The 1787-nt window shown below is 33.8% G+C and carries 1 protein-coding gene; it reads left to right on the plus strand.

Features of this window, described 5'->3' with window-relative positions; translation table 11 throughout:
• Nucleotides 1–1787, plus strand: a 1787-nt coding sequence (locus tag MC378_RS15310; RefSeq protein WP_242179710.1) for a tandem-95 repeat protein, incomplete at both ends; no start/stop codon positions are given.

Consider the following 1787-nt stretch of genomic DNA (forward strand, 5'->3'; position numbering starts at 1 on the left):
ATTTCCGACGGAAACGGAGGAACTGCTACAGCAAATGAAATCATTACAATCACCCCAATCAACGATGTTCCGGTAGCAAATCCAGATACAAAAACGATGAATGAAGATACTGTTCTAAATGTAATCGCAGCTGATGGATTATTAGCAAATGATTTAGATTTAGACGGAGATACATTAATAGTTACTAAATTTGTTTTTTTTGGAACAACTTATATTGTAGATCCAGTTTCAGGAACTACAGCCACAGTACCTGGAGCAGGTTCTGGTACTATATTTAGTGATGGTAGTTATAATTTTACACCCGATGCTAATGTAAATGGTGATTTACCAGAAGTAACATATACAATTACTGATGGTACTACATCTGTAACAAGTACATTAAATGTTAAAATTTTACCTTTAAATGACTTACCCGAAGCAGAAGATGATGTTGCAGGTACAGATCCTGGAATTGCAATTGATATTCCTGTTTTAAATAATGATTCTGATTTAGATGGAGATACAATCACTGTTAGTAACATTACAGTAAATCCTACAAATGGTACAGCAACTATTAACGCTAACGGAACAATAAAATATACTCCAGATAATGGATTTAATAATGGATCGGATACTTTTACATATGAAATTTCTGATGGAAATGGAGGAACAGCTACTGCAACAGTTAATGTAACTGTTCCAATTTCTCCTTTTCCGCCAATCGCAAATCCAGATACAAATTCGGTAAATGAAGACATAACTCTTACTGTTAATGCCGCAAATGGAGTTTTAAAAAATGATACTGATGGAAATCTTGATACATTAGAAATAGTGAATTTTTCTGTAGATGGATTTGTAGGAACTACTGTGGCAGGAACAGTATTTAATATTCCTAATATTGGTACTATTAAAATTAATGCAGACGGAAGTTATGAATTTATTCCTACGGCTAACTTTAATGGACTAGTACCAGAAATTACTTATACAGTTACAGATAATTCAGGATTAACAGTTGACGATACAAGTACTTTGAACATTACAGTCAACCCAACGAATGATGCTCCGGTTGTTTTACCAGATACGAATTCTACAGATGAAGATGTAACATTAACAGTTTTAGAAGTTAATGGTGTTTTAGCAAATGATACAGATTTAGATGGAGATTCAAAATCGGTTAAGACATTTACAGTTAATTCAATAACGTATAATGCAGGAGACACGGCAACTTTAACAGAAGGAACATTACAATTAAATGCAGATGGTGGGTATATCTTTATTCCAGCATTAAACTTTAATGGTTCAGTACCTCAAGTTACTTATATAATGTCAGATGGAACTGTCGATTTATCAAGTACTTTAGATCTTACAGTCAATTCTGTAAACGATGTTCCGGTAGCAGTAGCAGATACAAAAACAACCAATGAAGATGTTACTCTAACTGTTTTAGCAGTAGATGGAGTTCTAAAAAATGATTCGGATGTAGATGGAGATACATTAACGGTTACCGCAATTTCAATTGATGGTACTCCAAGAGCAATAGGAGTGGATATTGTATTAACAGAAGGTACGCTTAAGTTAAATGTAGACGGAAGTTATGTTTTTACCCCAGCATTCAATTTTAATGGAAATGTACCTCAAGTTACTTACACCGTTTCAGACGGAGATTTAACAGCTCAAAGCACCTTAGATATTTCAGTTTTACCAATCAATGATTCTCCTACATTAGTAGCAGATGCAAATTCGGTAGATGAAGACACAACACTTACTGTTAATGCAAGTAATGGAGTTCTAAAAAATGATTCAGATGT

The sequence above is a fragment of the Polaribacter marinus genome (assembly GCF_022662535.1).
Lineage (GTDB): Bacteria > Bacteroidota > Bacteroidia > Flavobacteriales > Flavobacteriaceae > Polaribacter > Polaribacter marinus.